Genomic DNA, 23,528 nt, shown 5'->3' with positions numbered 1-23,528 from the left:
GGCTCCAACGCGGGGTCCAGGAAAGCCGGTTCGCGCCGCAGTACCGGTATCCAGCGCTGGCGTAGGGCGCGCAGTTGGGCGGCTGTCCGGTGGCCTGCGCGTTCTGCCGCTGCGCGCACCGCGGCCCGGTAGGTCGTCTCGCCTTGCGCGAGCACGGTGTTGGGTGATGTCGCCTCCTCCTGGGGGAACGGGCGGGGGCCGTCCGGGCACGGCCGCGGGATGGCGTACGCCCCTCAGCGCGGCGCACTTGACGTCGAAGTGCGCTCGGTCGGCGAGCGGCGCCTAGTGCACACTCATCCCCCGGGTGAGTTCGAATTCCACGTCCACCACTCCCTCGACGGCGCGCACCAGACGCGCGGCCACAGGGACCAGAGAGGTGTCGCGGACCTGGCCCGTCAGTGTGGCGACCCCGTCGTGTACATCGACCTGAATGGCCGAGGACGTCAGCGGGAAGAGGTACGACACGATCTCGTGCCGGATTTCCTCGGCGATGTCGTGGTCGTCGCGCAGGAAGACCTTGAGCAGGTCGGCGCGGCTGACTATGCCCGCCAGCAGACCGGCCTCGTCGACCACGGGCAGCCGCTTGACCTTCTCGCGAGCCATGGTCCGCGCGGCCTCGGCCAGGGTCGCGTTCGCGCTGACGGTGATCGCGGGCGAGGACATCAGGTCCCCCGCGGTGACCGCACCGGCCTTCGCCATGTCGGCGGGCCTGCGCAGCAGGGCGTAGCCCTCCTCGGGGCTGTCCCGGAGTTCCTCCGTGGGCAGCAGGTCGGCCTCCGAGACCACGCCGACGACCCGGCCGTCGCCGCCGAGCACGGGCAGGGCGCTGACCCCCCGGTCCTGCATCATCCCCACGATCACTTTGAACGAGGCCCACCGGTCGACGGAGGCGACCGTGCGGGTCATGACATCGCTGACGATGTGCGGGGTGCCGTACATGGTGACCCCCTGAGGTTCTCGGCGGGTGGTCCTGCTGCTTCCAGGGTGTGCCGGTAAGGACGGGTGGGGAAGGGGTCCCTCGGCCCCCGGACGGGCCGTTGGGCCTCCCGTCGGTCCTGTGCGATACATCACCGGCAGCTGCATACGAGCCGGCGAACCGGCTCGGTCCGTGCGTCGGCCGCGGGCACCACGACCCGCCACCGTCGCTCCGGTGGGTCGGTCGGCCCCGCCGAGGGACCTCCGGCCCCTGACCTCGGCCCGGCCGTCTCACCACGCTGGAATCGAGCCCTCACCCGGGAGGTGGAGACCATGTCCCGAACCGTCACCGTAGGCCTCGACGGATCGCCCGAGAGCCGGGCCGCCGCCGAGTGGGCGGCACGTGAAGCGACGCTGCGCGGCGTGCCGTTGAAGATCGTTCACGTCTGGGCGGAGATGCCCGCGCATGTGGCTCAGGCGCCGTTGCTCGGACCTGAGAGCGACCAGCACTGGATCGAGCGGATCCCGCGCGAGGCCGCCGAGGGCATCCGGCTGGTCCACCCCGGTCTCGAGGTGAACAGCGAGCAGCTGACGGGGAACGTGGTCGAGATCCTGTGCGAGGCGGCGGGCTCCGCCGAACTGCTGGTGCTCGGCTCTCGGGGCTTCGGCGCGATCGGCGGGTTCGTGGTCGGCTCGGTGAGTCTGTCCGTCGTCGCACGCGCCGAACGGCCGGTTGTCCTGGTGCGGGCGGGGGAGCAGGCCGCGGACGAGCACAGGACGGACCAGGCGGGCGTGCCCGCCGTCGCAGCACCCTTCCGACCCGTGGTGCTCGCCCTCGACACCGACGATCCGGACGACACGCTGCTGGAGTTCGCCTTCGACGCCGCCGCGCGCCGGGAAGCGTCCCTGCGAGTCGTGCACGGCTGGCCCGAGCCGCCCACCTCCTTCTACCGCTTTCCCGGTGACGCCGAGCTCTACGACTCTCTCGAACGCCGGCAGGCCGCGGCCCTCACCGAGGTCCTGCGTCCCTGGCGGCAGAAGTTCCCGGGCGTCGAGGTGGTCGAGGCGAGCCGGTGCGGCAGCGCCGCGCAGATCCTCGTCAACGCCTCGCGCGACGCCTCATTGGCTGTCGTCGGCCGACGCATCCGCACCAGCCACCTCGGTGCGCACATCGGCCACGTCACCCATGCCGCCCTGCACCACGTCACCGCCCCCGTCGCCGTCGTGGCGCACGGCTGATCCGGCATATCGCGGAGGAGCACCCATGAAGGGACGAGAACCCATGAAGGCAGGAGGCCGGTGAACAGGATGGACCTTCCGATCGTCGTCGGCGTCGATGGTTCCGGGCCGAGCCTGCGGGCCGTGGACTGGGCGGCGGACGAAGCCGCCCTGCGCGGCGCGGCGCTCAGGCTGGTCTACGCATCGCTGTGGGAGCGCAATGAAGGGGCCTCTCTCGCGCACGACCTCGGCAAACCGTCGGGGGAGGTGCTGGCGGAAGACATCGTGGACACCGCCGAGCGGCGGGCCCACCACCGGCAGCCGGGTGTCAAGGTGACCACCGACGTGCTCGCCGAGGAGCCGGAGTACGTGCTTGTGCGGGAGAGCCGAACAGCCCTTGCGGTGGTCATGGGCTGCCGTGGCCGCAGCAGCATGACGGAAGCACTCCTGGGCTCCGTCGGCGTCATGGTCACGGGCCACGCACACTGCCCGGTGATCGTGTTGCGCGGCAGCCACGACAACCAGGCCCGCTCGGGGGCGCACGGCCGCATCGTCCTGGGCGTCGGTGAGAAACCGGCGGGCTCGGCGGCTGTGCGGTTCGCCGCAAAAGAGGCCCTGCTGCACCGCGTGCCGCTGGAGGCGGTACGGGCCTGGCGCCGGCCCGCGCACGCGACCCCGGGCCATCCGCTGATCGTCGGCGAACCGGCACACCGACAAGAGCAGGAGGCCGTGGAAGCGCTGGCAGAGGCGCTGCGCGAGGTGCCGGCCGGCCTGCAGGTACAACGCCGTACGGTCGAGGGCCACGCCCGCGACGCCCTGCTGGCCGCCTCCCGCGAGGCCGACCTGCTTGTTGTCGGTGCCCGGCGCCGCCACGGCCACTTCGGCCTCCAGCTCGGCCGCGTCGCCCACGGGGTGCTGCATCACGCCGCCTGCCCGGTGGCCGTAGTGCCAGAACGTGACTGACCACGGCATGCACCACTTCGTCCCTGGTGGGAGCGGCTCCGCTGCACTTTTCCTCGTGGCAGGACGACAGGGCGGGGCGCTGCCGCTGCTCGCCTTCGGCCGGGACGGGCACCGTTCGGTCGACGGCGAGGGCCGGACGGCCCATGCGCGTCCCTCGCGCGCTGCCCAAACTGAAGGTGCGGGGCAACCCCGGCGTCGCGCCGGAGCCCGGCCCGTGCCCTTGGCCATAGGCGCCGGAACCCGGGTCCCGCGGCAGACCGACGAGGGTGAGGAGCGTCATGAAAGGCTTCGTCTTCCACGGTCCCGGTCAGGCTTCCTGGCAGGACGTCCCCGACCCGGCCGTCAAGGAACCCACCGACGCGATCGTGAAGGTCGGTGTCGTGACCATCTGCGGGACGGACCTGCACATCCTCAAGGGTGATGTGCCCGAAGTGCGTCCCGGAACGGTGCTCGGGCACGAAGCCGTCGGTGAGATCGTCGAGGTCGGCAGCGACGTACGCACCGTCCGGCCCGGAGACCGGGTGCTGATGTCCTGCATCACCTCCTGCGGCCGGTGCCGTTTCTGCCGTGACGGCAGCTACGGCCAGTGCCGGGGCGGTGGGGGCTGGATCCTCGGCCATCTGATCGACGGCACCCAGGCCGAGTACGTCCGTGTGCCCTTCGCCGACCTGTCCGTCCATCCGCTGCCCGGCGCCCTGCGCAGCGAGGACGCCGTGCTGCTCGCTGACATCTTCCCGACCTCCTACGAGGTGGGCGTCCTCAACGGGCACGTACGCCCCGGCGACACCGTCGCCATCGTCGGAGCAGGGCCCATCGGGCTCGCCGCGATCGCCACGGCCCGGCTGTTCTCGCCCGAGCGGATCATCGCTGTGGACCTGACCCCGGCCCGGCTGGAGGCGGCCCACCGGCTCGGCGCGGACGCGGTGGCGGACGTCCACGAGGCTCCCGCCCAGCTGGTCGCCGACCTGACCGACGGGCTCGGCGCGGACGTGGTCATCGAGGCGGTCGGTGTCCCGGAGAGCTTCGAGCTGTGCACCCGCATGGTCCGCTCCGGCGGGCACGTGGCCAACGTGGGTGTGCACGGCAGGCCGGCCACGCTGCACCTCGAAGACCTGTGGATCAAGAACGTGACGATCACGACCGGGTTGGTGGACACCTACTCCACCCCCACGCTGCTGCGGATGGCCGCCGCCGGGCGCCTTCCCACCGGGCAGCTGGTCACCCACACCTTCCCGCTGGGGCAGATGGAGGAGGCGTACGAGGTCTTCTCCAGGGCCGGCGAGACCGGCGCGCTCAAGGTGGTGCTCGGCGGGGAGCAGCACGCAGAAGTAGCCGTGCCCGCGGCCTGACGAGAAGAGGGCGAGAGACCATGGCCGAACGGACGAAGGCGAGCGTGACGGCGGACGCCCCTGTGGAGGCTGTCACGGAGGCACCGCTGGGCGACCTGGGCCGCAGGCTCGCCGCCCGGCGGGTACAACTCGGCCTGACACGGCGACAGGTGGCGGCGCGGGCCGGGATGGCGGTCACCTACGTCGGGTACGTGGAGGAGCATCCTGGCGCCGTGCCCGGCACCAGTGCGCTGACGAAGCTGGCCGCGGCACTGGAGACCACCGTCTCCGAACTCACCGGCGGCGCGGTGGACCTGCCACCCGGAACCGGACGGGCCGGGCCCGCACCGGAGTTCACCCGGCTGCGTCCCGGCGAGTGCCGGACCCTGCTGGCGCTGCACGGGGTGGGGCGGCTCGCGGTACCCACGGCCTCCGGTCCGGTGATCGTGCCCGTCAACTACAGCGTCGTGGACGGTGCGATCGTCTTCCGGACCGCGCGCGGCGCCACGCCCTCCCTGGCCGACGGCTGTCAGGTGGCCTTCGAGGTCGACCGCATCGACGATGCGTTCAGCCAGGGCTGGAGCGTCCTGGTCCGCGGCCCCGCACGCGCGGTCACGGACCCGCAGGAGCAGCGTCGGCTCACGGAACGTGCCTACAGCACTCCCTGGGCCGGAGGTTCCCGCAGCCTGTGGGTGCGCATCGATCCGTTCTCCGTCACCGGGCGCCGGATCACCGTGTGAGGAGGTGTCGTGCTTCCGCACGGAGGTGGAATCAGCCGTGCTCCGGCGCCGCCTCGCTCCACGCGATGAGAAGGATGCCCGTGATCAGGTCGGGATGGATGCGTACCGCATGGTCCATGCCCGGCTCGGCTGCCCAGGGCTCCAACAGCGCCCGAATACGCGCCAGTTCGTGAGGGTCTGTCACCAGGCGGGCATAACCCGTGACCACCACACTCCAGCCGAGATGTGTGTCGGGGTCGATGGCGTCGGCCTCATAGGCGACGACGACGCCGTTGTCGTCAGCCGGTTGGGCCTGGGAGGTGAGGGCCGATCCCTCGTGGGTGCGGATGACGATGTCGCCGCCGTCGAGGACGTGGTTGACCGGACGAGCCGTGGGCAGGGCCTGCCGGGTGAAGACGATCCTGCCCATGGACACGCTGCCGAGCAGCCGCAGTGCCTCGGCGCGATCGAGGTCGATGCGCCGGTGCGCCGGGCGGTCATGACGGATCATGGCCGGCTTCTTCGCGGGTGTGTCGCACTCCTGCCCGCCGGTACCGGCGACCTGTCGGCTCCGGTGGAGTGGGACTGCAGGGCAGCCCGGCCCGCCTCCAGACGGGCCACCGGGACCCGGAACGGCGAGCAGGAGACGTAGTCCAGCCCGGCTGCGTGGAAGAAGTGGATGGACTCTGGGTCGCCGCCGTGTTCTCCGCAGACGCCGGCCTGCAGGTCCGGGCGGGCGGCACGGCCCTCCTCGACGGCGATCTGGACCAGCCGGCCCACACCCTCACGGTCGAGTGTCTCGAACGGCGAGGCGGTGAACACGCCTTTGTCGAGGTAGGCCGAGAAGAACGCGGCCTCCACATCGTCGCGGGAGAAGCCCCAGGTGGTCTGGGTGAGGTCGTTGGTGCCGAAGGAGAAGAACTCGGCCTCCTCGGCGATCCGGCCGGCCGTGAGCGCGGCCCGGGGCAGCTCGATCATGGTGCCGACGGGGCAGTGGACGGGGATGCCGGTCTCCTCGGTGACCTCGGCCAGTACCTGCCGCACGTCCTCGCGGGTGAGCCGGAGTTCCTCCACGGCGCCGACGAGCGGCACCATGATCTCCGCCTGCGGGGATCCGCCGGCGCGGGTGCGCTCGACCACCGCCTCGGCGATCGCCCGCACCTGCGTCGTCACCAGTCCCGGTACCACCAGGCCGAGTCGCACACCCCGCAGGCCGAGCATCGGGTTCTCCTCGTGCATCCGGTTCACCGCGTCGAGCAACTCCACGTCGTGCGCGTCCGGTTGTCTGCCAGCGGCCCTGGTTGCGGCGATGCGCACGGCGAGTTCGGTGCGGTCGGGCAGGAACTCGTGCAGCGGCGGATCCAGGAGCCGGATGGTGACCGGCAGGCCGTCCATCGCCTCCAGGATGACCACGAAGTCCTGCCGCTGGAGCGGGAGAAGAGCCGCCAGGGCCTGGTCGCGCTCGGCGTCCGTGCGGGCCAGGATCATCTGTTCGACCAACTTGCGCCGCTCACCGAGGAACATGTGCTCGGTGCGGCACAGACCGATGCCCTGCGCCCCGAACCGCAGGGCGCGGGCCGCGTCTTCGGGGGTGTCGGCGTTGGCCCGCACCTCCAACCGCCGCACCGAGTCCGCATGGTCCAGGGCGCGGGCCACGGCGGCCACTGTGCTGTCCTGCTGCTCGCCCGTCTCCAGATAGCGCATCGTCGCGGAGGCGACCAGCGGAACCGCACCCTCGTACACGTCACCCGTCGAGCCGTCGACCGAGATGACAGTGCCCTCCTCCACGACGGCGCCGGCCTGGGTGGTGAAGCGGCGTGCCTCGGTGGTGACGGTGATGTCCTGCGCACCACACACACAGACCTTGCCCATCCCACGGGCGACCACCGCCGCATGGCTGGTCTTGCCGCCCCGCCCGGTCAGCACCGCCTGCGCGGCGACCATGCCGGGCAGGTCGTCGGGGGTGGTCTCCTCACGGACGAGCACAACCTGTTCTCCGGCCGCGGCCCTGCGCACGGCCTCCGCGGAGTCGAACACGGCCGCCCCCACCGCGGCACCCGGCGAGGCCGGCACGCCATGGGCGAGCGGGTCACCGGTCGCGCCGGTGTCGAAGCGGGGGAACATCAGCTTGGCCAGCCCGTCGCCGCCGACCCGGACCAGGGCCTCGTCGGCGGTGATCAACCCCTCCTCGGCCAGCTCGGCGGCGATGGCGAAGGCGGCCTCAGCAGTGCGCTTGCCCACCCTGGTCTGCAACATCCACAGGGCGCCGCGCTCGATGGTGAACTCGATGTCGCACAGGTCCCGGTAGTGGCGCTCCAGGGTCTGGGCGTGATCACGCAGTTGCCGGTACGAGCGTGGGTCCAGCCGTTCCAGCGCGGCGAGCGGTACGGCGTCCCGCACGCCCGACACGACGTCCTCGCCCTGCGCGTTCGGCAGGTAGTCGCCGTACAGGCCGGGGCGACCGGTCGCCGGATCGCGGGTGAAGGCGACGCCGCTGCCGGAGTCCGGGCCGAGGTTGCCGAACACCATGCGCTGTACGGTGACCGCCGTGCCCAGGTCGTCCGGGATGTGCTCGCGCCGCCGGTACAGGCGGGCGCGCCCGCCGGTCCAGGACCGGAACACGGCGAGGATCGCCTGCTGCAGCTGCTGCGCGGGGGACTGTGGGAAGTCGCGGCCCGTCTCGTCCCGGATCAGGCGCTTGTACGCCTCCACCAGCCAGGCGAGGTCGCTCGCGTCGAGACGCAGGTCGTCGGGGGCCTCACGGGCCTCCTTCAGCAGGGTCATGGCCTCGTCGAAGAGGGCCGGGTCGACCCCCATCACCGTGCTGCCGTACATCTGGACGAGCCGACGGTAGGAGTCCCAGGCGAAGCGCTCGTTGCCGGACACCTCGGCCAGGCCGAGCACAGAGGCGTCGTTCAGGCCGATGTCGAGGACCGTCTCCATCATGCCGGGCATGGAGTAACGCGCCCCGGACCGGACGGACACCAGAAGCGGGTCGTCCGCCTGCCCGAGCAGCCGCCCGGTGGCCGTCTCCAGTGCCGAAAGGTGTCGGGAGACCTCCGCCGACATGCCCTCCGGCTCCTCGCCGGTGGCCAGGAAGGCGCGGCAGGCCTCCGTGGTGACGATGAACCCCGGCGGTACCGGCAGACCCAGCCGGGCCATCTCGGCCAGGTTCGCGCCCTTCCCGCCGAGCAGGCCGGCCAGGTCGCGGCCGCCGTCCTGGAAGTCGTAGACGTAGCGGACCATGACGCCTCTCCTCGGCTCTGCGGTCTCCTCCGTCTCCAGGGTCGGCCGGGACAGGGCAGCTGAGGGAGGTGCTCTCAGACCCCTGGGGTGGGCCGATCGGCCCCGTCACACGCAGGCCCGCTCGGCGTGGCCCCCAGGCCACGCGGGCCGCTACTCATCGGCCGCGGTGAGTCGGCAGTCCACGCCCACCACGCCCTCGATGCCCCGCACGAGACGGACGGCGAGAGGAATCCGGCCGGCGTCCTGCACTCGTCCGGTCAGCGTGGCGACGCCCTCGGTGACGGTGATGTGCACGGGCTCGACCGGAGCGGGGAAGAGGATGTCGACCACGTCGCGCCGAATGTCGTCGGCGAGGTCCTTGTCCGGGCGCAGGAACACCTTGAGCAGGTCGCCGCGGCTGACAACGCCTTCGAGCAGGCCCTCGGCGTTCACCACCGGAAGCCGCTTGACCTTGCGCAGGGCCATGATGCGGGCTGCCTCGGCGAGCGTGGCGTCGGCGTGGACGGTGACGGCCGGGGCGCTCATCAGCTCCTCGGCCCGGACCCCGCCGGCCTTGGCCATGTCGGACAGCCGACGCAGCTGGGTGAAGCGATCCGGATCGCTGTCCCGGAACTCCTCCTTGGGCAGCAGGTCGGCCTCGGACACGACCCCGATCACCCGGCCGTCGCCCTCCAGTACGGGAAGAGCACTGACCTTCCACTGATCCATGCGCTCGACGATCTCCTTGAACAGAGCCTCTCGGCCCACGGCGACGACGGCATGCGTCATCACGTCACTCACTCGATGCGGGCTGCTGTGCATGCTGTCCTCCTCGCGGGACCGGGTGGTCAGATCAGGCCACCGCTGCCGTAGGGGGCGTAGAGGTCGAGCAGCCGGACCCGGGAGGCGTGCAGCCGCTGGGCCACCACGCGCCCGATCCAGACCGCGATCGCCCGCCCGAACTCGGGATCGGCGGCGCACATTGTCCGGACCGCCTCGGCGTCGAACTCCCAGGCCCGCACCGGGCTCGTCGCCGCCGCGCCCAAGTGCCATACGTATGGCGGGAAGTGCCAGGACCAGCCGACCAGTTCGCCGTGCCCGAGCGACTCGATGACGGCAGGACGACGGCCGGGCACACGCAGGTCGAGGGCGACGGTCCCGGTACGGACGATCCAGAAGCGGTCGGCGTGCCGGCCCTCCTCGAACAGGTGGGTCCCGGCCTCGAAGGAGACCTCGCGGGCGAGGCGCATCAGCCGTTCGCTGTGCTCGGGCTCCAGAGCCGCGGTCATGGTGGTGGCGGAGGTCATCGCACCGGCTCCCTTCATGCTTTGTGCTTCCAGCGTGGGCGCGTCCGTGCCCGTCCGCCACGGGCCGCTCGGGTCCGACGAGGGCCCTTCGGCCCATGGGACCCGCTATCCGTCACCCCGCAGGCTGGAAGCACCCGCCGTGGAGGCAGGGCGGTGCCGTCCCGCCTGCGCGTCCGGACATTGCAGAGCCGCCCCTGCCCGCCCGGCACGGTCCTCGCGGAACGAGGACCGTGCCGTGGTCTGCCTGTTGCCTCGGCCTCGACGGTCCTCACGAAGGCGGGGCGGGCCCGGGACGAGCGGCTCGCGCAGGATCAGGAGCCGTCCCTGGCTCCTGTCGCCGTCTTCGAGTAGGCGTCGTGCCAGGCGGCCTTCGCGCCGGAGTCGCCGATCCGGTAGACGTCCACGACCGCCCCCGCTGCAACGGCGAGCGAGAGCACGCCCACAACGATGCGTACAGGGAGGGCGGACCAGCCCTTGCCGCCGCTCTGCCCCGGCTCCGCGGGAACGCGCCGCCCCGCCCACCAGACGACCGCCGCCAGCGCGAACAGGCCCAAGGCCCAGGGCAGCAGCCCGTCGCCCAGCTCGGTGTGCCGGCGTACCAGCGCGTCGTCGTCCACGTGCCGCTCGAGCCACTCGCCGGCGTGGGTGGTCAGCGGCACACTGACCAGAGCGATCAGAGCCAGCAGCGGCAGCAGCGGACCCAACCGCCGGGCGGCGCGCGGCCACAGCGCGGCCACGACCAGGGCCAGCGCGGTCAGGGGTATCAACACGACGACCACATGGACCAGCAGGACGTGGGTGGGCAGACCGTTGACCAGATTCATCTAAGCGCTCCTGAGGGATGGGGCCCGTCACGCTGGCACAGCAACCTCTCAGTTACCTCTCAGACAGGGAGCCAATGGATCTCACTGCGCCAGTGAGAAGTAGCTCTCCTCCTCCTGCGTGAAGTGCAGGCGGAGGACCGTGTGCAGTCCGTACAGGCAGGAGCGCAGGTCGTCGAGCTGGCCGGGGGACAGACCACCCTCGGCGCGGGCCAGCCGCAGGTGGGTGGCGATGCGGCGGGAGAGGCGTTCGATCTCGGTGTGCGCCCGGCTCATGGTGACCGTTGCCTCCGGGCCGCCCAGAGCGGGGGCGAGGGCGGGGTAGAGCTCGTGCTCCTCCGCGTACTCGTGGGGCAGCAGTCGTTCGGTGAGCAGTCGGTGTGCCTCCTCGACGGCCGCCAGAGACTGCGGCCCGGCACCGTCGGAGAGGTGATCGGCGGCACCGCGCACCGCTTCGAGCACGTCCTGGAGGTCGTCGTGTTCCGACGCGAAGCGGTGGATGAGCGCCTCGGCAGCGGGCGTCAGCGCCGGTCGCATGGCCTGGCCGACGCGCAGGGCCCGCAGGGCGTTCAGGATGACGGCGACGTCGATGGCCTCCTGGAGCAGGGCACCGGCGGCGGGCGGCAGCAGGCCGAACGCGGCCGCGGCCATCGCGGCCAGGGACATCGCCATCCCGCCCAGAGCACTCTGCACGGCGATCCGCCGCGCCCGTACGGCGATGAAGACGGCGTCGGCGAGCCGGTCGACACGATCGGTGGTCAGCACGATGTCGGCGGCCTCCGAGGAGGCGGTGGAGCCGCGGGCGCCCATCGCCACGCCGACGTCCGCGGCGGCCAGGGCGGGGGCGTCGTTCACGCCGTCGCCCACCATGACGGTGATCGCGCGTTCCCGCTCGGTCCGTACGACGGCGACCTTGCCGGCCGGGTCGAGCCCGGCACGGACGTCGTCCAGACCGAGGACGGCGCCCACCTCACGGGCCGGCTCCGCGCGGTCGCCCGTCAGCATCAGCAGCCGCTCGATGCCCGCTGCCCGCAAGTGGCGCAAGGTGCGCGGGGCGTCAGGGCGCAGGGGATCCCGCAGGAGCACCGCACCCGCCGGACACCCGTCGACGGTCAGCCAGGCCACGGCAGCACCGTCGAGAAGCGCCCGGTTGTCCACCGCCCTCGCCCAGGACGGCCGGGCGCCGGTCGCGTCGATGCGGCCGACGGACACCCGGTGCCCGTCCACGATGCCCGCGGCACCCCGGCCGGCCTCCTCGGCGACGTCGGACGGGACCGACAGGACCAGCTTCCGGTCGTGCGCGGTGTCGACGATCGCCTCGGCCAGGACATGGGGCGAGTACTGGTCCAGTGACGCGGCCAGCCTCAGCACCTCCGCCGACTGCCACCCCGGTGCGGCGACCACGTCGAGCACGTGCGGGCGGCCCCGGGTGAGGGTGCCGGTCTTGTCGAGCAGCAGGGTGCGGGCCCGGCCCAGGTTCTCCAGGGCGCCACCGTCACGCATGACGACGCCCAGGCGTGAGGCACGGGAGATCCCGGAGACGATGGCGACCGGCGCGGCCAGCAGCAGCGGACAGGGGGTGGCGACCACCAGCACCGCGACCGCTCGTACCGCCGAACCACTGAGCAGCCAGGCCAGCCCCGCCACCGCCAGGGTGAGCGGCAGGAACCAGGCCGCGTAGCGGTCGGCCAGCCGCACCAGGGGTGCGGACTCGGCTCCGGCCTGCCTGGCCAGTCGCACGATTGCGGCGTACGTGCTGTCCTGCTCGGTCGCCGTGGCTCGCACCTCGAAGGCGCCGCCGGCGTTGACCACCCCGCTGCGGACGGTGTCGCCCGCCGCCCGTTCGACGGTCAGGGACTCACCGGTGAGTACGGACTCGTCGAGGTTGGCCAGGGCACCCTCCACCCGCCCGTCCACCGGGACGACCTCGCCCGGACCCACGACGAGCAGGTCACCTACGGCGACTGCGGCCAGCGGAACCGTCGCGACTCCGTCGGCCGTACGGCGACGCGCCGAGCGGGGCGCACGCTCCAGCAGCGCATGCAGATCGTGCGAGGCCCGCCGCTGGGCTGCCGCCTCCAGCGTGCGGCCGGTCGCGAGCATCAACGCGATGAGCGCACCGGCCAGGTACTCGTGGACCGCAAGGGTGCCACCGAGAGCGAGAACCGCGATCAGGTCGACGCCCGCACGGCCGTGGCGGAGAGCGGCTACCACCCAGCCCACCGCCGGTATCACCGCGGACAGGGTGCCCAGGCCCCACAGGAGGTCGGCGAGAGCCTCGGCACCGGCGAGCCAGGCGGCGCCCCCTGCGGTCAGGGCCGCCGCTGTGACGACCAGGAGGGTCGGCTCCAGCCGTGGCGAGGCGACGGCCGCGGTCAGCGAGCGCAGCCGTTTGGCGAAGGCGGAGCGGTTCATGGCCACCTCTGTCCGTTCGGCGTCGTTGCCCGCGGTCCGGTCCCCGTCCATCGGACCCCGGCGGGCCGGGCCCGTGGCAGGGGACGAACGGCTCTTCCACCAGGGCCGTACGGGTGTTGTTCGCCCCCGTACGGCCCTGTCGTCGCCCGTTGCTCGATGAGGGCCCATCGGCCCCTCGCGTTGGCCTCACCGGCTCATGACGTGCTCCGCGGTCCGGGAGAGCGTGAGGAGCAGACACTTCGAGAGCCGCAGGCACCGGGCCCGTACTCCCGGCGCCTGCGAGGAGGTGAGTCACCGTGGTGCTGGCGGAAACCACCCGTGACGTTGCGCGGCCAGGTCGGCGCTGACCGGGAGGAGGCAGCCGTGGACGAGGGGCTTTCCGTGGGCGCCCTGATGGGCGACGTGCCGTACTCGATCAGCGAGGACGAGACCCTCCTGTTGGCCTGGGAGGTGGTGGAGCGGTCCGGGCAGCGGCACCTGCCGGTGGTTCGCCAGGACGGCTGCTGCGCCGGGGTGCTGGACCGTGCCGAGCTCGCCGTCGCGTGTGCGGAACCCGCGGCGACACTGTCCCGCAGGAAGGTGCGCGACCTCGTGCGCGGGCGCCGCACGGTCACGGTCCATCCGGAGGAATCGACGCGACACGCGGCAGCCGTGATGGTGGAGGAGGACATGGATGCGCTGCCCGTCACCGACCCGCACGGACGACTGACCGGCCTGCTCACGGCGAGGGACTACGTGGCCTCTGCCGCAGGTCTGCACAGCCGCGCCGGGCCGGTCGGCCAGGTCCCCGCACGGGTCACCCTGCCGGGGCTGCCACCTCGCCGCGAAGCGAGGGAGCACGGGATCGTGATTCCGTAGTGGGAGCGAGTGGCCCGGACCCTGGACTGCGCCAGGCCGTGGCACAGAGCGGTTGGGCTCACGTGTGAGCCGCGTATCCAGGAAGGAAGGCTGACGTCATGGTCTGGGCATCGTGGACCACCCCCGGGGTCTTCAGCGGCCGGGGCGGCGCATGTACCGACGAGGCGGGGGTCGTGAACGGCGACCTGACCGTCCACACCACCTGGGACGGCAACGAAGCCGACGTGACCGTCCAGTACACCGGCACCTCCGAATGGTTCACCCTGACGGGAAGCCCTGTGTCCTGCCATTCGGAGCAGGAGAGCCGGAATCTGCACCAGGCGGTGGTGGCGGCGGTCAGAGCCGGTGGCGGAGTCACCATCGAACAAGGGCGCGTCAGAGAGACCACCTGATTGCGACGGTCGTCCCTGGTGTGGATCGTGCTGCGTGACGTGCGGTGTCAGCCGGAGGCCGACGTGTTGTCGAGCACGGGTGCCGGGTCCGGGTCGTTGGCATTGAAGGTTCGGCGATAGGTGGCGGGTGAGACCCCGAAGGCCGTTCTCATGTGCGCGCGCAGGGAGTTGGCGGTGCCGAAGCCGGCCCGGTGCGCGACCAGGTCGATCGGCAGGTCGGTGGTTTCCAGCAGCTGTTTGGCGAGTTCCAGGCGCTGTGCGGTGAGCCATTGCACCGGGGTCATGCCGACCTCGTCGCGGAACCGGCGCGTGAAGGTGCGCAGGCTCATCCGGGCGTGCTCGGCGAGCTGGGTGAGGGTCAGCGGTTCGTCGAGGTGTTCGAGGGCCCAGGCACGTGCGGTGGTGGTGCTGGCGGTGGTGGGTTCGGGGACGGGGCGGTCGATGTACTGGGCCTGTCCGCCGTCTCGCCAGGGTGGCACTACGCACATGCGGGCCGCCCGGTTGGCGGCGGCAGCACCGTGGTCGCGGCGGATCATGTGCAGGCACAGGTCGACTCCGGCGGCGACTCCGGCGGAGGTGAGTACGTCGCCGTCGTCGACGAAGAGGACGTCCTCGTCGACTTTGACGTTGGGGTAGGCGCGGCGGAACTCGGGGGCCAGGTTCCAGTGGGTGGTGGCAGGCCGGCCGTCTAGCAGTCCGGCTGCTGCGAGCACGTAGGACCCGGTGCAGATGGACACGAGTCGGGTGCCGGGGCGGATGCCGGCGATGGCAGCGGTGACGTCGGGGGGCAGGGGGCCACCCCGACCCAGTTCGGGCATGGCGTGGGTGGGCGGGAGGATCACGGTGTCCGCGGCGGCCAGTGCCTCGGGTCCGGCGGTCGGCTGCACGGTGAAACCGGCGTCGCTGAGCACGGGGGCGCCGTCCGCGGTGCAGACGGTGACGTCGTAGAGCGGGCGGCCCTCGGCGTCCGCCACGCTGCCGAAGACGCGGGAGGGGATGCCGAGCTCGAAGGGCGGGACGCCGGGCAGGGCCAGGACGGCGATCCGGTGCCGCCGGGGAGTCTCCTTCGCCCGGCTCCGCTCGTCCTCCATGATCGGCCCCTGCACATCGCTCATGGCCAGATCCTGTCACACAGTGGCCAAACGGCCAACACCATGGCGGGCCGGGCTGCCGGATCGTGGACTGCGTCGCGCCGGGGACGTCCCGGCGACGAGCCGATCGAGACGAAAGAGCGAGGCGGACAGCATGCGTGCGGTGGTCGTGGAGCAGTGGGGCGGACCCGAGAACCTGGTCGAGCGCGAGGTCGAGCGCCCCGAGCCGGGACTGGGTGAGGTCCTGGTGCGGGTGCACGCGGCCGGGGTGAACCCGGTGGACTGGAAGACCCGTGCCAGCGGGGCCCTGATCGAGTGGGGTGCCGTGCCGGTGGTGGGCTGGGACGTGTCCGGCACGGTCGAGGCCGTCGGGCCCGGCGTGGGGGTGTTCCAGGTCGGTGACGAGGTTTTCGGGATGCCGCTGTTCCCGCGCCAGGCGGGCGGCTACGCCGAGTACGTGGTGGCGCCGGCCCGGCATCTCGCCCCCAAGCCGGCGGGCCTGTCGCACGTGGAGGCGGCGGCCCTGCCACTCGCCGCGCTCACTGCCTGGCAGGCCCTGGTGGACGCGGCCCACGTGCGTCCCGGCGAGCGGGTGCTGGTGCACGCCGCGGCCGGCGGGGTGGGCCACCTGGCGGTGCAGATCGCCAAGGCCAGCGGCGCGTACGTGATCGGCACGGCCAGCGCCGGCAAGCACGACCTGGTGCGACAGCTGGGCGCGGACGAGGTGGTCGACTACCGGTCGGTCCGGTTCGAGGACGTCGTGAGCGACGTCGACGTCGTGCTGGACGGGCTCGGCGGCGAGACGGCCGAGCGCTCCCTGAAGGTGCTCAGGTCCGGCGGCCGGCTGATCACCCTGCCCGGCCCGGACGACGTGCCCGCCGCCCAGGACGGGGTGCGGGCGGCATGGGTCCTGGTCGAGCCGGACCACCTGGGCCTGCGCGAGATCGCCGCTCTGGTGGAGCAGGGTGTGCTGAGGCCGGTGGTCGAGACGGTCCTGCCGCTGGAGGAGGCCGCCAAGGCCCACGAGATCGGCGAGCAGGGCCGCACGACCGGCAAGATCGTCCTGACGGTCGCCTGATCCGATCCGCAGCCGTCGGGCGGCCGCTTGGAGGACGTACAGGCGTGAGCAGATCAGGGGCAAGCCGGGCTGGCCCGGACCCGTCCCACGGGGGAGTGGGGGCGCGGGACACAAGCGACCGCGCTCCCACGACACTCCGCTTCCACATCCGCGACGCCGCCTCGCACGGCCATTTGTGACAACGGCTGTCTGGGCATTGCATCGGCCGCCCTCTACCCTCTGTGCCCGACCTCGGCCTCTTCCCCCAAGGAGGGCGTACGAAGATGAGACGTGGAACGGACGGCACGGGCTTACGGCGTTCGGCGGCCGGTCTGGTCGCGCTGATCCTCGCTGTCGCGGCGATGGTGACCGGCAGCGGCCCTGCTCAGGCGGCCCCGGCCGGCCGGGCCTCGGCCGCGACGGTGGACCTGTCGCGATGGATGGGCGACATGCACGGATATCTCGACGACCAGCCGCTCAACCGGATCGCGATGCCCGGCAGCCACGACTCCGGCAGCTGGAGCATCCCGGCCGACCCCGCCCTGTGCACCAGCGGCTGGTCCTACAACGTGGCCAAGCTCGATACGCGGCTGGCCGCCAGCATCTCGCGGTCCCAGAGCGACAGCCTCACCGACCAGCTCGACGAGGGCGCCCGCTACCTCGACCTGCGGCTGTGTTTCGAGGGCGGGCAGTGGAGGACCTTCCACGGCGCTCCGATGGGAGGACTGTTCTTCGACGATGCCTCGGGTGAGGCGGCCTCCCTCAAGCGCTGGATCGACGATCACCCTTCGGAAGTCGTCGTCATCAGCGTGTCGGCTGCCGCTCCGACCGGCACCGACGCCGCGGAGCCGGTGACCAGGCTGCGGGACCTGTTCGGCTCCCGTGCCGCCCTGCGGACCGAGCTGTCCCCGGCCTCCACCTACGGTGACTTCGTGAAGGCCAAGAAGAACGTCGTGCTCGTCGACTCCTCGGCGGCGGTCGACCAGCCCTGGGCCTGGCACCCGGACAACGTCTCCGACCGCGGCAGCTACCCGGCAGGCGACCCGTCCTGGTGGGAGATCCTCAAGGCCTTCTTCAGCGGAAGCCCGCCACAGCAGATCTACGACCAGACGCTGTCCCTCAACCAGGCGGCCCTCGCCCGCGACCCCGGGACGGACGCCGGACGGTTCTTCGTGCTGTCGAGCATCGTCCAGCCCGATCTGCAGATACCCCAGCTGTTCCTGATCCGGTTGCTCTCGCCGTTCTTTCCGGCGACCGTCCGGGACAACTACCTCATGTACCTCGCCAATGGTCTGAACCCCCAGCTGGTCACCAAGCTGAGGACTGATTGGCGTGCGCCCGAACTGGCCCGCAACATGAACATCGTGTCGATCGACGACCTGGGCCACCGGCCGCAGGGCGACCTCCAGCGTGCCGTCATCGACATCAACACGCTTCCTGGTCGGAGTACCGCCGTGCCCCCTGCATAATCCGGGCCCTCACCCGCAATCCGCCCGGACAGTCGCGGATCTGCGGGGATCCGGCTCTGAGCAGCGGTTACCTGGCCGGCACCGGTCCCAGCCGGCACCGGCTCGGGGCTCGTTCTCCGGCATCACCCGGAAGGCCGAAGGGCGGAGCCCGAGTGGCGGTACTGCGGCCGCTTTCGGACAGTAGGAACCATGAACCGTCACCGACGCCCACACCGTCGGGCCCCGTGGATCGCGGGCGGTGCCGCCGTGCTCATCCTCGGCGGCATCGGCGTCTGGGCGTTGGTGACGCCGGACCATGGGACACACCGGCCGCCGCCGTCGGCCCAGCCGACGCCGACAGGTACGCCGACGCCGACACACACGCCTACGCATACGCCCACGCCGACAGCGACGGCGACCCCCCGGCCCCAGCAGTCGGCGCCGTCGCCCAGCCGGCCCCAGCCGACGCTGGGAACAACGACAGCTGCCCCGCCGCCCCCACCGAAGCCGGAGGCGACACGGAGGCAGCCCTCGGCCCCCAGGCCGTCGGTGACGACGGCACCGAAGTCCACACCCGCGTCACCACCGTCATCGCCGCTGCCCCCGTCACCACCGCCATCATCTCCGTCACCCTCGTCACCGCCGTCCCCCTCATCGTCCTCATCACCTCCGTCACGGCTGAGATCGCCGTCGACACGGTGGTACACGAGTCAGGCGGCAACGGCTGCTGCTCAACGCATGGCCGCCGCCAAAGTGGTCGGTGACCCTGCCTGCTCACTGTCGGCCGTCGGCCAGCCAGATCCGGCATTGCTCCCAGGGGGCCTCGCAGCGGTGGGTACTGGGCAGGCCGGCAGCTACTGGTGCCTGATCTGGTAGCACCTTGCGGCTGCCTTGCAGCCTGTCGGGCGTCGGGTCAGGCCGGTAGCAGCGTGGCCTGGAGCGTGCCCATGGGACTCGGTTGGGGGGAGCCCGCCGACCGTCGCGACAGGAGCCACGAGGAGCGTCTGGTCGCCGCTGATGGGGGGACGATCGTGTCCGCCGGGCGTCGCGTGCCCTGACAGCCGCTCAGCTTCTTGCGCTGCCACCCGCTGCCGAACGGGTGACGATAAATCAGATAATCATCATCTGGATCCATTGCGACCCAACTCCCCTTCCTTTCATGGAATTTGATGTGCATTCGACGGGATGAGTGGGTGCACCTCGATCCCTCATTCGGCCCCCTGGGGGCATTTTTCCGATATGTGCGACAGGGCGGCCATGGAGATAGTGAGTGCGTTGAGTCCCGTGCCGACTGCCCCGGCCGACCCTTCTCAGACGGGAGAAGTTGCATGCGCAAGACCCGGTCCACCGCTGTCACCGCGGCCGCCGTGGCCCTGGCCGCGGGCGGCATCACCTACGCCTCGGCCTACTCCGGGCCGACAACCCAAACGCCGGCAGCCCACGGGCGGGCCGCCCACGCTCCGATTGCCCATGCTCCGGCCGCCCAGCAGCCGGATGCCCAGCAGCCGGATGCCTCCAGCGATTCTTTCCTCGGCACGGGCACGGGCACCGACACTGGTGCCGGCGGCGCTCCCAGCGCTGACACCGGTGCCAGCGGCGTTCCCGGCCCTGACACCGGTGCCGGCGGCTCTCCCGGCGCCGGCGGTGGCACCGGCACTGGCTCCGGCAACGTTGGCGGCACCGGCGTCATCGGTGGCAACGGCGTCATCGGTGGCAACGGCGTCATCGGTGGCAATGGCGTCATTGGCGGCAATGGCGTCATTGGTGGCAACGGCGTCGTCGGCGGCACCAGTGCAGGAAAGGGCAATGAGGGCGTCGTCGGCATCGGGGGGGTTGCCGGCAATGTGGGTAACCCCGGCCGTAAGAACGAGGGCAACAGGGGCCACGAGGAGGAGGAAGAAGGCCGGATCCAGATCAACGAGCGGACGTACAGCAGCCGCCCGGGCGACTGCATCACCGTGGTCCTCCTGAACGGCGCCACGTCCTTGAACATCCGCAATGACAGCCGTCATGCCGTCGACGTGTTCGACGGGCCCGTCTGCGACAACGGTGCTCCCCTCGCCACGGTAGGGCCCCATGACGACGCCTTCGGCGTGACACCCACCGGCAACTTGGCCAGCTTCTGGGTGATCGACGAGCGTCGGCATGGTCGCGACGATCGGGACAACTGGTGAGCGGGATCGCGATGCCTTCACGCCACTGCCGCCGGGCCTTGTGGCCGGCCCGACCCGGTTGCCGCACCGCGGGCGCGTCCTCGCGTCGGCGCAGCTAGGCCCGTACGGCTCTGTGGCACGGGTCCGGCCCGCGGCCAGTTGCTCGTGCCCAGAGCCCTGCCCGGCGGTTTGACTTCTCAGCCCAGGGTTCGCTGGTTCTCCAGACACTCAAATGTGTCTCAGGAAGCTTGCGGAGCGGTGTAGGGCCGCCTCGGCGGCCGTTGCTCGAAGGCGGTGCATCGTCTGCCGCACCTGCTCGTCCCGATCGGCGGCTCCGTCCCTCCGAGGACTCCGAGCCGTAGAACAGCCGGAGCAACTCCTCCATCGCCGCGTCGACGCCGGCGCGGTCACCGGTGGCGAGCAGGTCGAGCAACAGACCGCGGACGGTGGCAAGCCCCAGTCTGGCGCGGTGGCGGGCCGTGGCAGGGGTCCGCCCCTGCGGCCATCTCGGCGGCCGCGAGCGGCTCCAGCCAGTCCGTCACGAGGTCTTCGAGTACCTGGGCGCCGAGCATGGTGCCGGTGTCGGTTGGCATCGCAGGTGGCTGTCAGTCAGGACCCCGGCGGTGTTGACCAGCACGTAGTGGACCACTTGAGATGGACGGCGGTCTCGTGGAACCCCAGACCGCGATAGAAGCCGGCAGCTCTGCGGGTCGGCACGGTCACCTCGACGTCCTTTGCCTTCTGGGCCCTTGCCTGCGCGGCCCGGATCAGCGTGGAACCCGTACCGCGGCCACGCGCGGGCGCATCCACGGTGAGTTCGAGCAGTTCGAGGATCGTTCCGCCGGCGAACAGGGTGGGCATACGCAGTGCGAGCAGGTACCCGACCACGCTCGAGTCCTGCTCGGCGACGAGGAACTCGGCTCTGCCGTCGGCGGCGGCGTCGATGATCCGGGGGAACGTGACGGCGTCGAAAACCGCTCGGTCGGGCGCGTAGCTCGTCACGAAGCCGCTGAGCAGACGGTAGACGGCATCGGCGTCCGAGGGTGTGGCGTCGCGGATGGTCATGTCATGCCGGTTCGATCGCCGGGAGGTCGGCGATCGGCGCCGTCCTGGCTGCCGGAACGGCGGCCAGGAGCTCCGCTGCTTCGATCTCGATGCTGCTGTCGGGCCGGCCGCTGCCGCAGTGCACACGCCCCAGGCTGCTGACGGACTCGTCGAACACCACCACCGCAGCCCGGTCCGCCGACACCGGACACACCCCGCCCGGCTGCATCCCTGCCCGTGCCAGCCGCCCGGCGTCGGCGGGGGACAGGTCGGCTCGGCGGATCCCGGCTGCGCGGGCGAGGGCGCTGTACCGAAGCCGCGCATGTCCGGGCAGCGCGGCCAGCAGCAGGCGGTCCTCGGAGGTGACGAATGCCAACGTCTTGACGGTGCGCTCCAGTGGGACGCCCAACGCAGCGCACACCTCCACGGGGCTGACCACGTCGGGGTGCGCCCGCAGCCGGAAGGACACGCCGAGCGCTGCGAGGACCTCCGGCGGACCGATGGGGGCGGGAGCATTCACCGGGCCGAGATTACCGTGCAGGGACGAGAGTCGATCCCCCTTTGTGGAGCAGAAGTCGGCACCAAGTGACCGTGCCCGCCGTGCCCGCTGTGGCGCCCCGGATCCGACGAACATCTTCGAACTTCCTTGGAAGGAAGGCGACTTCGCATACTGATCGGCATGGCCACCTATGACACGATCGGCGCAACGTACACCCGGACACGACAGCCTGATCCGCGGATCGCTGCCCAGGTCCACGCCGCGCTCGGGAACGTGACCGACGTGATCAACGTCGGTGCGGGCACCGGCTCCTACGAACCTCCGCAGACGGCCCTCGCGGTCGAACCCAGCCAGGTGATGATCGCCCAGCGTGAGTCGGGATCCACGCCTGCCGTGCGGGCGGTCGCAGAACGCCTCCCGCTGCGTGACAACGCCGCCGACGCCGTGATGGCCCTGCTGACCGTCCACCACTGGTCCGACCTCGCAGCCGGAATCGGTGAACTGCGCAGGGTCGCCCGCCGCCGCATCGTCATCCTGACGTGGGACCAGCACATCTTCCGTGAACGGTTCTGGCTCGTCCGGGACTACCTCCCCGAGGCAGCCGCGTTCGACGACACCCGCGCCACCCCGACGGACCAGCTGGTCGACCTGCTCGGCGGGGCGCGCCAAGAGCCGGTCCGGATCCCCCACGACTGCACGGACGGTTTCGGTGCTGCCTACTGGCGCCGCCCCAGCGCCTACCTCGACCCGCAGGTGCGCGCGGGAATCTCCATGCTCGCCCAGACCGGCGAAGACACTCTCGCGCCCGGACTGACCCGCCTCGCGGAGGACCTGGTGACCGGCCGATGGCACCAACACCACGCCGAACTGCTCGCCCTCGACACCATCGACGTCGGGTACCGGCTACTCGTGGCCGACCGCTGACCCAAGTGCGTGGACCCAGAAACGACTGCCGAAGAGATCTCACTCTGTTGAGCGTGACAGGTGCGATTTGTGTCGGTCGCCGGTCGTGTTCCTAACCGGCTTCCGGTGCGTTGCCGGAGAGGTTGTACCCCGTGAAGTAGGTGACCGGGACGTATCCGATGCGCTGGTAGAGGGCGTTGCTGGTGGGGTTGGCCGGGTTCGTGAACAGGACGACGTCCGTAGCGCCTGCGGCCAGCGCGGCCCGGGTCACCTCGACCGTCACGGCGCCCGCGTAGCCGCGACCCCGGAGGTGGGCCGGGGTGTAGACGGGGTCCACCCGGATCATGCCCCCGACCATCGAAGTCGAGCCTGCCATGGAGACGGGCGTGCCGTCCGGGTTCTCCCAGAACGTGAAGTGCTTGTCGGCGAAGCGTGACTTGGCCCAGGAGTCGGTGTCCAGTGTGGCTTCTCCGACGTCGGCGGCGAACTCGTTGCACCAGTGGATGAGTTGCTGATGGCCCTGCGCGTCCAGGACCCGACCCCGGCCGTCGGGGCGCGGCTCCGGTGGGGTGAGCGTGCCGAGTCGGTAGAGACGTCCCCGCCAGTCGCGTACCGGCGCTGCGCCTGTATGCCGCTGCCATGCCTCGGCGAACGCGGTGGCGGTGTCGTGGTCCGCGGTGACGCCGGAGAAGGAGTGGCCGAGGTCGGCCAGATGGGCGGCGAGAGCGTCGGCCTGCTCGGGGGAGAGGGGGGTGAGGGTCAGGCGGTGGGTCGCAAGGCGGTAGAAGACGGCGCGGACCTCGCCCGAGTGCTCGAGGTGGCCGAAGACTGTGGCCTCGGCGCCGTATGCGTCCGCCCCACGCCTTCGCAGTCTCTCGATCACCGTCAGCGGCGTGTTGTGCAGGGCGGGGCGCGAGCGCAGGAAGTCTCCGGCTCGGGCGAGAAAGCCATCGATGTCTTCGGTGAGGTGCCAGTCATCCGGGCGCATGCTTCATGATCCCTGACGCACCCCGCTGGGGGAGGCGCTTTCCCAGACGTGAGCCGTCGCCACGACGTCGGCAGCGTAGATCGTGATCTTGCTGATCGTGCGGCTGCACCACGAGCTTGGGGGCTGAGGCTCTACCGGTTGTCTGGCATGTCCGAATGCTGTTCAGAGGCACCTTTTAAAGGTT

The 23,528-nt window shown here is 71.3% G+C and carries 22 protein-coding genes; 11 read left to right on the top strand and 11 right to left on the bottom strand.

Annotation, left to right across the window (positions count from 1 at the left end):
- Window positions 1-282: 282 nt before the first annotated feature.
- Complete coding sequence (locus tag ACIRVH_RS25970; protein WP_403957359.1) at window positions 283-939, bottom strand: CBS domain-containing protein; 657 nt, start codon at window positions 937-939, stop codon at window positions 283-285.
- Window positions 940-1,248: 309 nt separating this feature from the next.
- Here ACIRVH_RS25970 and ACIRVH_RS25965 point away from each other — a divergent pair, with 309 nt between their 5' ends.
- The 4 genes from ACIRVH_RS25965 (at window position 1,249) to ACIRVH_RS25950 (ending at window position 5,164) form a co-directional block, all read left to right on the top strand.
- Window positions 1,249-2,154, top strand: coding sequence for a universal stress protein (locus ACIRVH_RS25965; RefSeq protein ID WP_403957356.1), 906 nt, complete (start codon window positions 1,249-1,251; stop codon window positions 2,152-2,154).
- Between the two features lie 69 nt (window positions 2,155-2,223).
- Entirely contained in the window at window positions 2,224-3,096 is an 873-nt protein-coding gene (locus tag ACIRVH_RS25960; protein WP_403957353.1) for a universal stress protein, read from the top strand.
- 278 nt (window positions 3,097-3,374) lie between these two features.
- Window positions 3,375-4,445, top strand: coding sequence for a zinc-dependent alcohol dehydrogenase family protein (locus tag ACIRVH_RS25955; protein WP_403957350.1), 1,071 nt, complete (start codon window positions 3,375-3,377; stop codon window positions 4,443-4,445).
- Window positions 4,446-4,465: 20 nt separating this feature from the next.
- The gene (locus tag ACIRVH_RS25950; RefSeq protein ID WP_403957347.1) at window positions 4,466-5,164 is read left to right on the top strand and encodes a helix-turn-helix domain-containing protein; all 699 of its coding nucleotides are present in this window, start codon (window positions 4,466-4,468) and stop codon (window positions 5,162-5,164) included.
- A 31-nt stretch (window positions 5,165-5,195) separates the two neighbouring features.
- Here ACIRVH_RS25950 and ACIRVH_RS25945 read toward each other — a convergent pair whose 3' ends face one another.
- The 6 genes from ACIRVH_RS25945 to ACIRVH_RS25920 form a co-directional block, all read right to left on the bottom strand.
- Window positions 5,196-5,654, bottom strand: a complete 459-nt coding sequence (locus ACIRVH_RS25945; RefSeq protein ID WP_403957344.1) for a pyridoxamine 5'-phosphate oxidase family protein — start codon at window positions 5,652-5,654, stop codon at window positions 5,196-5,198.
- A complete protein-coding gene (gene ppdK / locus ACIRVH_RS25940) occupies window positions 5,651-8,389 on the bottom strand; it encodes a pyruvate, phosphate dikinase (RefSeq protein ID WP_403957342.1) in 2,739 nt (912 codons plus the stop codon). The genes ACIRVH_RS25945 and ppdK overlap by 4 nt, the downstream gene beginning before the upstream one ends.
- A 150-nt stretch (window positions 8,390-8,539) precedes the next feature.
- A complete protein-coding gene (locus ACIRVH_RS25935; protein WP_403957339.1) occupies window positions 8,540-9,190 on the bottom strand; it encodes a CBS domain-containing protein in 651 nt (216 codons plus the stop codon).
- 26 nt (window positions 9,191-9,216) lie between these two features.
- Window positions 9,217-9,675 (bottom strand): cyclic nucleotide-binding domain-containing protein, encoded by a 459-nt coding sequence (locus ACIRVH_RS25930; RefSeq protein ID WP_403957336.1) that lies wholly within the window; start codon window positions 9,673-9,675, stop codon window positions 9,217-9,219.
- Window positions 9,676-9,986: 311 nt separating this feature from the next.
- The gene (locus tag ACIRVH_RS25925) at window positions 9,987-10,499 is read right to left on the bottom strand and encodes a DUF2231 domain-containing protein (protein ID WP_403957333.1); all 513 of its coding nucleotides are present in this window, start codon (window positions 10,497-10,499) and stop codon (window positions 9,987-9,989) included.
- A gap of 81 nt (window positions 10,500-10,580) precedes the next feature.
- Window positions 10,581-12,911 (bottom strand): heavy metal translocating P-type ATPase, encoded by a 2,331-nt coding sequence (locus ACIRVH_RS25920; RefSeq protein ID WP_403957330.1) that lies wholly within the window; start codon window positions 12,909-12,911, stop codon window positions 10,581-10,583.
- Window positions 12,912-13,274: 363 nt separating this feature from the next.
- Here ACIRVH_RS25920 and ACIRVH_RS25915 point away from each other — a divergent pair, with 363 nt between their 5' ends.
- Together ACIRVH_RS25915 and ACIRVH_RS25910 are read left to right on the top strand one after the other, a co-directional pair.
- Window positions 13,275-13,769, top strand: coding sequence for an HPP family protein (locus tag ACIRVH_RS25915; RefSeq protein ID WP_403957327.1), 495 nt, complete (start codon window positions 13,275-13,277; stop codon window positions 13,767-13,769).
- 98 nt (window positions 13,770-13,867) lie between these two features.
- The gene (locus ACIRVH_RS25910; protein ID WP_403957325.1) at window positions 13,868-14,161 is read left to right on the top strand and encodes a hypothetical protein; all 294 of its coding nucleotides are present in this window, start codon (window positions 13,868-13,870) and stop codon (window positions 14,159-14,161) included.
- A 47-nt stretch (window positions 14,162-14,208) separates the two neighbouring features.
- Here ACIRVH_RS25910 and ACIRVH_RS25905 read toward each other — a convergent pair whose 3' ends face one another.
- Window positions 14,209-15,252: a GlxA family transcriptional regulator gene (locus tag ACIRVH_RS25905; protein ID WP_403957984.1), complete on the bottom strand. Its 1,044-nt coding sequence runs from the start codon at window positions 15,250-15,252 to the stop codon at window positions 14,209-14,211.
- A 154-nt stretch (window positions 15,253-15,406) separates the two neighbouring features.
- On the opposite strand from ACIRVH_RS25905, the gene ACIRVH_RS25900 reads away from it, so the two are divergent.
- The 4 genes from ACIRVH_RS25900 to ACIRVH_RS25885 all read left to right on the top strand — a co-directional run bounded on the left by ACIRVH_RS25900 (window position 15,407) and on the right by ACIRVH_RS25885 (window position 19,931).
- Complete coding sequence (locus tag ACIRVH_RS25900) at window positions 15,407-16,330, top strand: NADP-dependent oxidoreductase (RefSeq protein WP_403957322.1); 924 nt, start codon at window positions 15,407-15,409, stop codon at window positions 16,328-16,330.
- A 263-nt stretch (window positions 16,331-16,593) separates the two neighbouring features.
- Window positions 16,594-17,778 (top strand): hypothetical protein, encoded by a 1,185-nt coding sequence (locus ACIRVH_RS25895; protein WP_403957319.1) that lies wholly within the window; start codon window positions 16,594-16,596, stop codon window positions 17,776-17,778.
- A gap of 224 nt (window positions 17,779-18,002) precedes the next feature.
- Window positions 18,003-18,521, top strand: coding sequence for a hypothetical protein (locus ACIRVH_RS25890; RefSeq protein WP_403957316.1), 519 nt, complete (start codon window positions 18,003-18,005; stop codon window positions 18,519-18,521).
- A gap of 564 nt (window positions 18,522-19,085) precedes the next feature.
- Entirely contained in the window at window positions 19,086-19,931 is an 846-nt protein-coding gene (locus tag ACIRVH_RS25885; RefSeq protein ID WP_403957313.1) for a hypothetical protein, read from the top strand.
- Window positions 19,932-20,519: 588 nt separating this feature from the next.
- Here ACIRVH_RS25885 and ACIRVH_RS25880 read toward each other — a convergent pair.
- Both ACIRVH_RS25880 and ACIRVH_RS25875 read right to left on the bottom strand, forming a co-directional pair.
- Complete coding sequence (locus ACIRVH_RS25880) at window positions 20,520-20,975, bottom strand: GNAT family N-acetyltransferase (RefSeq protein ID WP_403957311.1); 456 nt, start codon at window positions 20,973-20,975, stop codon at window positions 20,520-20,522.
- A 1-nt stretch (window position 20,976) separates the two neighbouring features.
- The gene (locus tag ACIRVH_RS25875; protein WP_403957308.1) at window positions 20,977-21,474 is read right to left on the bottom strand and encodes an aminoacyl-tRNA deacylase; all 498 of its coding nucleotides are present in this window, start codon (window positions 21,472-21,474) and stop codon (window positions 20,977-20,979) included.
- A 159-nt stretch (window positions 21,475-21,633) separates the two neighbouring features.
- Here ACIRVH_RS25875 and ACIRVH_RS25870 point away from each other — a divergent pair, with 159 nt between their 5' ends.
- Window positions 21,634-22,377, top strand: coding sequence for a methyltransferase domain-containing protein (locus tag ACIRVH_RS25870; protein ID WP_403957306.1), 744 nt, complete (start codon window positions 21,634-21,636; stop codon window positions 22,375-22,377).
- 91 nt (window positions 22,378-22,468) lie between these two features.
- On the opposite strand, the gene ACIRVH_RS25865 is transcribed toward ACIRVH_RS25870, so the two are convergent.
- Complete coding sequence (locus ACIRVH_RS25865; protein ID WP_403957303.1) at window positions 22,469-23,344, bottom strand: GNAT family N-acetyltransferase; 876 nt, start codon at window positions 23,342-23,344, stop codon at window positions 22,469-22,471.
- Window positions 23,345-23,528 lie beyond the last annotated feature (184 nt).

This window comes from Streptomyces sp. NPDC101165 (assembly GCF_044768135.1).
Lineage (GTDB): Bacteria > Actinomycetota > Actinomycetes > Streptomycetales > Streptomycetaceae > Streptomyces.
This window is presented reverse-complemented; position numbering and strand designations above follow the sequence as displayed.

Coding starts and splice junctions, on each gene's coding strand:
- ACIRVH_RS25885 (WP_403957313.1), top strand. CDS start 19,086: ATGCGCAAGACCCGGTCCACCGCTGTCACCGCGGCCGCCGTGGCCCTG.
- ACIRVH_RS25920 (WP_403957330.1), bottom strand. CDS start 12,911: ATGAACCGCTCCGCCTTCGCCAAACGGCTGCGCTCGCTGACCGCGGCC.
- ACIRVH_RS25945 (WP_403957344.1), bottom strand. CDS start 5,654: ATGATCCGTCATGACCGCCCGGCGCACCGGCGCATCGACCTCGATCGC.
- ACIRVH_RS25870 (WP_403957306.1), top strand. CDS start 21,634: ATGGCCACCTATGACACGATCGGCGCAACGTACACCCGGACACGACAG.
- ACIRVH_RS25955 (WP_403957350.1), top strand. CDS start 3,375: ATGAAAGGCTTCGTCTTCCACGGTCCCGGTCAGGCTTCCTGGCAGGAC.
- ACIRVH_RS25865 (WP_403957303.1), bottom strand. CDS start 23,344: ATGCGCCCGGATGACTGGCACCTCACCGAAGACATCGATGGCTTTCTC.
- ACIRVH_RS25925 (WP_403957333.1), bottom strand. CDS start 10,499: ATGAATCTGGTCAACGGTCTGCCCACCCACGTCCTGCTGGTCCATGTG.
- ACIRVH_RS25895 (WP_403957319.1), top strand. CDS start 16,594: ATGAGACGTGGAACGGACGGCACGGGCTTACGGCGTTCGGCGGCCGGT.
- ACIRVH_RS25950 (WP_403957347.1), top strand. CDS start 4,466: ATGGCCGAACGGACGAAGGCGAGCGTGACGGCGGACGCCCCTGTGGAG.
- ACIRVH_RS25960 (WP_403957353.1), top strand. CDS start 2,224: ATGGACCTTCCGATCGTCGTCGGCGTCGATGGTTCCGGGCCGAGCCTG.
- ACIRVH_RS25970 (WP_403957359.1), bottom strand. CDS start 939: ATGTACGGCACCCCGCACATCGTCAGCGATGTCATGACCCGCACGGTC.
- ACIRVH_RS25905 (WP_403957984.1), bottom strand. CDS start 15,252: ATGGAGGACGAGCGGAGCCGGGCGAAGGAGACTCCCCGGCGGCACCGG.
- ppdK (WP_403957342.1), bottom strand. CDS start 8,389: ATGGTCCGCTACGTCTACGACTTCCAGGACGGCGGCCGCGACCTGGCC.
- ACIRVH_RS25935 (WP_403957339.1), bottom strand. CDS start 9,190: ATGCACAGCAGCCCGCATCGAGTGAGTGACGTGATGACGCATGCCGTC.
- ACIRVH_RS25965 (WP_403957356.1), top strand. CDS start 1,249: ATGTCCCGAACCGTCACCGTAGGCCTCGACGGATCGCCCGAGAGCCGG.
- ACIRVH_RS25910 (WP_403957325.1), top strand. CDS start 13,868: ATGGTCTGGGCATCGTGGACCACCCCCGGGGTCTTCAGCGGCCGGGGC.
- ACIRVH_RS25930 (WP_403957336.1), bottom strand. CDS start 9,675: ATGACCTCCGCCACCACCATGACCGCGGCTCTGGAGCCCGAGCACAGC.
- ACIRVH_RS25900 (WP_403957322.1), top strand. CDS start 15,407: ATGCGTGCGGTGGTCGTGGAGCAGTGGGGCGGACCCGAGAACCTGGTC.
- ACIRVH_RS25880 (WP_403957311.1), bottom strand. CDS start 20,975: ATGACCATCCGCGACGCCACACCCTCGGACGCCGATGCCGTCTACCGT.